Annotated in this window: 3 protein-coding genes; all 3 read right to left on the reverse strand. The window is 64.1% G+C overall.

Annotation, left to right across the window (positions count from 1 at the left end):
• Window positions 1-6,153: two-partner secretion domain-containing protein (locus JJB97_RS17125; RefSeq protein WP_238715304.1), on the reverse strand; the 6,153-nt coding region annotated here is incomplete at its 3' end.
• Window positions 6,154-6,227: 74 nt separating this feature from the next.
• Window positions 6,228-6,755 carry a toxin-activating lysine-acyltransferase gene (locus JJB97_RS17130; protein WP_238715305.1) on the reverse strand — a complete coding sequence of 176 codons (528 nt, stop codon included), beginning with the start codon at window positions 6,753-6,755 and terminating at the stop codon, window positions 6,228-6,230.
• A gap of 2 nt (window positions 6,756-6,757) precedes the next feature.
• Entirely contained in the window at window positions 6,758-8,392 is a 1,635-nt protein-coding gene (locus tag JJB97_RS17135; RefSeq protein WP_238715306.1) for a ShlB/FhaC/HecB family hemolysin secretion/activation protein, read from the reverse strand.
• Between the last annotated feature and the right edge of the window lie 352 nt (window positions 8,393-8,744).

Consider the following 8,744-nt stretch of genomic DNA (forward strand, 5'->3'; position numbering starts at 1 on the left):
TTTAAACAGGCTGTTATCCGGTAACTGCGTGTTCGGGCCGGTGATGCGCACCACGGTCTGCCGGCCTGCGTCGCTGCCCGGCGCGGCGGGCAGCGGGATTTCAGTCTGCTGGCCGGGTTTGGGGACCACGGGCTGGCGTGCCGGGAGAGAGACGCCGGGCAGGGCGGGGGAGGCGATATCCGGCGCCGGCATGCCGGCGCTGAGGTCGGGCGGCTTTGCGCCGGCGGCCTGCGGGGCGTCCGGGCGGATATCGCGCCCGCCGGAGGCGCTGGCGAGCGCGCCGGTATGGCTGATGGCGGCATCGGTACCCTGCTGTGCGGCGGAGGCAAGCTGGAGTCCGCTGCCGTTAACGGCGGCGTTGCCCTCCAGCCTGCCGGGGCGCAGGGTGATGCTCTGTATCACGGTGGGGGGCGCATAGTCGGTGGTGACGGCGCGCTGTGAGTCGCTGCCTTTATTTTTTTTGCGGTAATAGTGGGTAACCACCCCTTCATCGGTTATCCGGCGCTGGCCCTGCGGCATAACATTATCAACGCGTTCAGCCTCAATACCCAGCGTGCCGCCCGCCACAATCCGGCTTTTGTCGTTGAGCACCCGGTCTGCGTGGATGGCGAGATGGCCGCCGGCGAGGATGTTGCCGGGGTCGCTTTCGGTAATGACCTCTTCTTCCGTGGTGCGGGTGTACTGATACTCATAGAAGTTATCGCTGCTGTACGCCGGCGTGTTGAGGTTAAGCAGGCCGTCGGAGGAGTTATTGTCCACAAACACGCCGTCGGCCCCGGCGCGCCAGCGGTCGGGGGCGCCATTAAGCTGGTATTCGTGGACAGGCTCTGAGGAGACCTGCGCCACGTCGGTGGCGAAGCGGTCGTTGATGTTGTTAAGCTGTGCGACAGACAGCGACATATTCCCGGCTGACTCAAGGGTGGCGCTGTGGTTGCTGAGCGTATCCGCGCGGCCGGTCGCCAGCCCGTTCGCATCCAGCCTGCCGCCAACGGCCATGTCGCCGGCGCTGTAAATCAGGGCATGGTCGCGGTTGTTCAGGGTATGTGCGCCGATGTCCACGCGCCCGCGCCCGGCAATGATGGCTGCCGTGCCGTTTTCCGCCAGGTTATTCAGTGTCCCGGCCTGAATGGCGGCGTAATCGCCGTAAATACGCCCGGTACCGATATTGTTCAGCGTGCCGGCCTTCAGCAGCGTCCGGTTACCGTCAATCAGGCCGTGGTTGGTCAGCGTGTTCGCCACGGTAAGCCAGGTGTCGCCGGCGGCAATCTCTGCGGCGGCGCTGTTGTACAGGTTTGCGGCGGTGAGGTCGAGTTTAGCGCCGGCCAGCAGTTTACCGCTGTTGGAGACGGCGCCGGGCGTGGTCAGGGTGAGGTTGCCGCTGGCAATCATCTCGCCGGTATTAAGGATGTCCTGGCGGCTGGTCAGCGCCATATCCCCACGGGAAAGCACCTGCCCGTCGCCGCCGATGCGGTCGGCCTGAAGGGTGACGCGCTCTGCGGCCTTGATTACGCCTGCGGTGTTAATCAGGTTCAGGGTTTCGCCGGCCAGCATCAGCGCGCTGCCGGCGGCGAGCTCGCCCCGGGTGTTGTCCAGCGTGTCGGCGCGCGCGACCGTCAGGTTTTTACCGGCCAGCAGCGAGCCGCCGGCGTTATCCAGCGTGCGGCTGTTGACTTCAATGTTTTGCCCCTCGATACCGTTTTCGTAAGCCAGGGTGTCGCGGTTTAACAGGGTATCGGCATTAAGCGTCACGGTCGCGCCGCTGCGGATAAGCCCCTGCGTGTTATCCACCACGCCCTGCGCGGCGGTCACCTGCAGGTTGCCGACGCTCTGTATCTGGCCGCTGTGGTTATCAAGGCGGCCCAGGGTGAAGGTGGTTGCCTGCTCGCCCACCGCGCGCCCGCCGCTGCGGTTATCCAGCCAGCCAGCCTTCAGGGTGAAATCCCCTTTTGCCGCAAGGGTGCCGGCCTGGTTGTTCAGGCCCGCCGTGGCAAGCTGCATGGCGGCCTGGCTGTAAAGGGTGCCTTCCTGGTTGTCCAGTTGCCAGCCGCTGGTATCAAGGGTGACGCCCTTGCCCTGAATCAGCCCCGCCCGGTTATCCGTATCGCTGCGGGTGGTGAGTTTAAGCGCGTCCAGCGCCACGAGCGTGCCGCTGATATTGCTGAAACGTCCCGTATCCAGCACGGCCTGTTTGCCGGCGAGCAGCAGGCCCCGGTCGCTGAGCAGGGTGGCGGCGGTGATGCGCATGTCGCCCTGGCTGGTGATGCCGCCGCGCTCTCCGCTGTTGCGGTTGCTGATATCCCCGAGGGCGAGCGTGATGTCTGACGCGCTCTGCACCAGCCCGCCGTCATCATTGTTCAGCCGCTGGCCGGTCAGGCGCAGCGCGCCCTGTGCGGCAATCCGGCCCTGGCGGTTGTCCGTCTGGCCGGCGGCCAGCGTGGCGTCTTTGCCGGCAACCACGACGCCTGCGGCGTTATCAAGCTGCGGGGTGGTCAGCGCCAGTTGTTCGCCCGCGCTGATCACGCCGTTCTGGTTATTCAGCGCGCCGGACAGCGTCAGCGCCAGATTGCGCGCGGCGCCGGTTTCGCCGCGGCGGTTATCCATTGTCCGCGCATCCAGCGACAGGGCCGCCTGCGAGGCCAGCATCCCGTCCTGGTTATTCACGGCTGCGGCCGCAAGCGTGGCGTCGTCGGCTGCGGCCAGCATCCCGCTCTGGTTAATCAGCTCGCCGGCGGCCACGTTCAGCCGCCCGAAGCTGATAATTCCGCCGGTGTCCTTTGTCTCACGGTTGCTGAGGGCGTCGCCGTGGGTATCAATGCGCATGTCCTGGCCGGCCTGCATCAGCCCCCGGTCATTGCTGACGGCGCCCTGCGCTGAAAGCGCCAGCGTCTGCCCGGCGGCAATCTGGCCGCCCTGGTTATCCAGCGCGCCGCTGTTAATCTGCAGTGACGCCGCCGTGACGATACCGCCGCTTTCCGCCGTCTGGCGGTTGCTGAGCGTATTGCCGTGGGTGTCAATGCGCATGTCCTGTCCGGCCTGTATCAGCCCGGCGTCGTTAATCAGCGGCCCGCTGACCGATGCCGACAGCGCGTCGCCGGCGGTAATCACGCCCGCCCGGTTGTTCAGGGGGCCGGCCTGAAGCGTAAGGGCGCCGTCTGCGGCCACGGCGCCGGCCTGGTTGTCAAAACGCCCGACGGTCAGGGAAAGGGCGCTGCCGGCAACGATGCCGCCGCTGTCGAGGGTATCGTTGTTGATGAGCGCCCCGCCGTGGGTGTCAGCGCTCAGGCGGCGGGCGGCCTGAAGCAGGCCCGCTGTGTTATCCAGCAGCCCGCGTGCGGCCAGCGTCATGTCCGCGGCGGCCGCCAGCGTGCCTTCCCGGTTGAGCAGGGCGGCGCTGTTGAGCGCCAGGTCGCCCTCAGAGAGCATCAGCCCCCGGGTGTTATCCACACCGGCGGCGTTGAGCGTCAGGCCGCCGCCTGCGACAATCCCGCCGGACTGTAGGTTTTCACGGTTGCTGAGCGCGTGGCCGTGGGTGTGGAGACTCAGCAGGCCGCCGGCCTGCATCAGCCCCCGGTCATTGTTGACATCGCCCTGTGCGCTGAGGCGCAGCGCCTGGCCGGACGCCAGGCTGCCGTCCTGGTTATTCAGCGCGGCGGTGGTGAGGCGGGCATCCCCTCCGGCATGGATAACGCCACGGCTGTTATCCAGTTCGCCGCTGTCGAGGGTGAGGGTGGTTTGCGCATAAATACCGCCGCTTTCGCCGCTGTTCCGGCTGGCGAGCGCCTGGCCGTGGGTGTCAATCGCCATGGCCTGGCCGGACTGAAGCCGCCCGCCATCGTTATTCAGCCCGCCGCTGCGCACGGTGAGGTCGCGCTGCGCGGCGATGACGCCGCCCTGGTTGTTCAGGGTGGTCGTTTCCAGCGATAACGCGACGTTATCGCCGCTCATCACCCCCTGGCGGGTATCCAGCCCGGCGGCGGCGATGTTCAGGTCGCCGGCGGCGGCAATCTGCCCGCCTGCGTTGCCCAGCCGCCCTGTGCTGCTTAGCTGCGCCTGCCCCTTCCCTGCGCTGATAAGCCCGCCTGCGTTGTCAAGCTGGCCTGCGGTTATGGCCACGTTGCCGGCGGCGGCCAGCACGCCTTCCCGGCTGTCAGCCTGGCCCGTGGCGGTGAGGGTAAGGCTGCCTGCGTCGGCGGCCAGGACTTTACCCTGGCGGTTATCCAGGCGTGCGGTGTTCAGCTTAACGTCGCCGTTTGCCGCAATCTGCCCGCCGCGGTTATCGGTTGTCTGGCGCACGTCCAGCGCCATGGTCCCGCTGCCGCTTTGTATCAGTTGCCCGCCGCGGTTAGAGAGGCTGTCGGCCTTGATGCGGATACTCTGTGCGGTGGTAGCGGCGCCGTCCAGCACCAGCTCGCGTCCCGTCAGCGCCAGGGCGCCGGATGAGGTGAGGCTTCCCTGGCCGCCGGTAAACGCGCCGGAAGCGATGTTCAGCGCGCCGCTTCCGGCGTGGATAATTTCGCCGCCGTGGTTATCCAGCCGTGCGGTCTGAAGCGTCAGGTCGCGGGCGTTGGCGGCGATGGTGCCTTCACGGTTTTCAATACCGTCCTGATGATGCAGCGTCAGCGCCTGCGCGCCGCTCTGGACTATCTGCCCCTGGTTATTTTTCAGTTGCCTGGCCGCCAGCGACAGGGTGTCGGCGGCAAGCAGGCCGCCGTTGTTATTGTGCGCGGCGGCGGCGCGCGCGCTCAGCGTGCCGTCAGCGATTATCTGCGCCCCGGCCGTGCTCAGGCTCTGTTGGCCCGCGTTCAGGGTGATATTTTTTGCCTGCGTGCGGCTCCCTGAGGCGTCCAGCCCCTGGCCTGAGGCCTGAATAACGCCGGCGGCCACGTTCATGCCGTGCATGGCGAGCTTTCCGGCGGCGCCAAGCGTTAAATCCCCGTGGCTGCCCGTTTTCCCCGCCGCAGTGACGCCTGCGGCCAGCGTGCCCGTCGCCGTGCTGGTCACCGAGCCCGCCTTCACGCGGGTATGGCGGGAGGCGGCAACGGAGCCGCTGTTTTGCACGTGTCCGGCTGTTGTGATGCCGGCGTCTGCGGAAGACCAGAGCGCGCCGCTGTTATTCACGCCGCTTCGGCTTGCGAGGGCGAGGTTGCCGGCTGCCGTAATGGCGCCGCTGTTGCCGATGATGCCGTCAGCGCTGAGCGTCACCTCTCCGGCAGCGGCGCCGATATGGCCGGCATTGCGTATCCCCACGCCTTTTTCGGTGCCGCGCAGGCGAATTTTACCGGCATACATTCCGCCCACCCGGGCGACGTCCAGCGCAAACGGTGGCGGCGCGCCCCCGTCTGCCGATACGCTCACCTGTTCGTGGGCGGCGTCCACCCGGTTGCGCCCGGTGGTCACCCGCAGATCGTTTGCGTGCAGGGCCGCGTTAACTTTTACCGCCCGGGCAATGATGTCGGTATGATCCTGACGGGTGGTATCCAGCCCCTTACCGTTGATAACAATCTCCCCACGCTCCACCTGATAACCGGCGAGGCTGCCGTTTTGTAGCTGCGGCGCGCCGGTGGTCAGCGTGGCGCGCCCGGCGTTAATAAAGCCGCAGCCGTCGCAGGTAATGCCGGAGGGGTTGGCGATCACCACCTGCGCCTTGCGGCCTGCCACTTCAATGTAGCCGTTCAGCCGGCTCGGATCGCGGGCGTTGACTTCATTGAGGATGATTCGGGCTTCGCCTTTTGCCAGCCACGGGTTGGCGGCGACCATGCCGGCAAGCTGCGTGGAGGTATTTTTGCGGGCGTTATTAAGGATAACGCCTTTGCTGTCCACGTCGAACCGGCTGTAGGTATTGCGGGAGACGCCGCCGGCGGAGGGCGTCTGGATATTGACCTGCGGCGTGCCGTTAGCCGTGCCAAGAATGGTGGGCTGGCGGTTGCCGGGCGCGGTTTTATCCGCCGTAATGGCGCCCCGGGCGGTCTGTATAACGCCTGTGGCGAGCCACAGGCCGAAGCTGATGGCGCTGACTTTACTTATAAGGCGTGAATGGGCGTGGCCGGTGGCGCAGGCGGGGGAGCGGCCAGCGTGGGAGCGGGCGATATCCGCAACCACCATCAGCATGCCGCGCGCCCTGTTGAAAATAATACGATAGCAAAGCCTGTTCATGGGTATGAGTCCTTTATGTTCTTATTATTCCGTTTTCAGCGCATGGCCGGCGGGGGTTGCGCGAGTTGGCCGTCTCAGCAGTGGATTAACCCACTTAATGGCGCGCTGTGTCGTTTCCATGCCCGGAAGGCTTCCCGGCTGACGTGGTTTCCCCGAAAGGTTTTAATGCAGGGGCGTACGGACTCTCCCCGGTGCCAGAGATAGCGGGCGCAGGCGTCTGGCAGAATGTCCTGCCTTAACAGCCGGCTCATCTCACGGGTATGCCCGAACGGGGCGATAAAGTCCCGCAGCCACATCCTGTCGCCGCTGCGCCAGTCTTCTTCTCGTATCATGACCACGGGTTCGGTGAGATAGCGCGTTTCCGATTGCGCGTTCAGCCACATCCAGCTTAGAAAAAACACGGGGCGCTCGCCTTGCGAAACCAGCGCGTATTGCTGATGTTTAATAACAGGCAGCAGCACCGTGGGCAGCGCATGCAGCGGCGCATCCCGGTGCATGGGGGAGTGCATCCATAGCCAGACGGCGGCCCCCAGTATTTCCGCTTCTGAAACCTGCCCGCCAAAAAGCAGCGGGGCCTGTATGTCAAAATCCCCACAACGCATCATCAGATATCCATATTCAGGCTAAAGCCGAAGGTGACCGGGCTGGTTTTAAAGCCATCCGGGCGCGAGAAGGGAATACCGGCAAACGCGTCGTACCCTACTTTCCAGACCTGCCCGCGCAGCCCTGCCGCGCCGCCGGCCAGGTGAGCGCCCACCAGGTTTTCACGGCCTTTACCGCCCACCTCTCCATAGTCTGCCGCAAGATAAAACGCCATGCCGGGCAGGGGCGTTTGCCAGGACAAATCATTACGGACTAACCAGCCGCGATCGGCGTTCAGCGTGCGCTCCGCGTCAAAACCGCGCACGGTATAACGCCCGCCGATGGAGAACTGATCCTGCGAGGTGAGCGGCGTATTGCTGGTCTGGCGCTGCCAGGCAAAGTCATAACGAAAGGTTTGCCCGGCAAGCGCAAAGGGCAGGCTCAGGCGGGCATCGGTACGCAAAATACGGCTGAGCGCCGTGGCCTCGCCGAACGCCTCTTCAGGCGCGGGCTGCGCCCCGAACCACCGCGTGCCGCGCTGGTAGCTGATGCCGGCATCCAGCGTGGCCGGGCCGATGTAGTGGCGGTGTGAAAGCCCGGCTTTCCATGACGAAACATGGCGGCGCTGAACCTCCACTTGCGTATCGTTGATGTAGTTGCGGGTAGTGCGCGTCTGCACATCAATTGTCGCCGTGGTTTTCTGCGAACTGCTGCGGTGCAGTACCCGGCTTAGCTGCGCGCTCATGCTCTGGCTTTTACCGCTATAGCGGTAATCTTCAGCATAACCGGCCACCGTCTGGTGATAGTGATAATCGCTGCCGGTAAGCCCGAACGACCAGTAACCGACGGGAACAGACCAGTGCGCGCTGATATTCTGGTTACCTTTTTCATGGCCGGTTTGTAAATCATGGTTAACGGAAAACCAGAACAGATCGCTTAGCGCCAGCGGGTTATCCAGCGACAGGGTCAGCCCGCCCTGATAGCGCCCGGTGGACGTGGCGCCGGCATCATCAAGCGATACGCCAATCCGCCAGAATTTACTCTGCTGGCGGGAGATAAGGATATCGCTCTCGCCGGGCTGTTCGGCCGGGACGATGTCCATTTCAGCCTGCGCTGTGGGCAGGCGCTGCAGGTTCTCCAGCCCCTGTTCAATGTCCCGCAGATCCAGAAGTTGCCCGTCACGGGCAGGAAATGCGCTGTAAAGCCAGATCCAGCGGCTGCTGTCTGGCGTTAATTTCACGTGGCGAATCCTGCCCGGAATGAGGGTCAGTTGCAGATGGCCGCTTTTCAGATCCTGCACCGGCGCCAGCACGCGCGAGGTCGTCCAGCCGTGTGAGATCATTCGGTTCTGAAGCGTGCTCATTAGCAGGTTAATGCCCTGGCCGCCCAGGCAGCGCCCCGTTGCCTGATTGGCCAGGCGTTGCAGCGGCAGCCAGCGGGGAAAAGCAGACAGCCCCGCAAGGGTGACCTCATGGAGGGTAAAGCAGGGCGTTTCAACCGGGAAGACGATTCGCCTGGCTGAAGTGTCCGGCGCGGATAAGCGTACATCAGGCGGCGGCGGCGTGAGCTGTTGCTCCAGCGCCTGCTGGCGCTGCTGTTGCAGAATAAACGGCTCGTCGCCGGGTGCTGCGCCTGCCGACGGCGCGCCTGAAAGCATCGTCAAAAAACAAACGGCAGGCAAGACCGGGCGGCATGCCCGCCTCTGATACAGGAAATCCATTTCAACGTCATCCGGTTATAAAGAATTTTCTTTCTACTAAGAGAAATAAAGCGAATTAATATACAAATATGGCGCGCTTTATCCACGAAAAAGACAGGGGAAATTTCTGAAAGTATTACCTTGTTCACACTTCAGGCGCCGATATGAGGCTGCGTTAATGGCTATTATTCGATACGGCTCGCGCGTTTATCCGATGCGCCGTAAGTCTCCCTTCTTCAGGGCCGGGAGGATGTTAATGCGGATAGGGTGATGACCCTGGCCCAAATTCAGTACAGTGCTAAATCAGAGA

Origin of the sequence: Tenebrionibacter intestinalis (genome assembly GCF_016632365.1) — a bacterium.
In the GTDB taxonomy this organism is placed as follows: Bacteria; Pseudomonadota; Gammaproteobacteria; order Enterobacterales; family Enterobacteriaceae; genus Tenebrionibacter; species Tenebrionibacter intestinalis.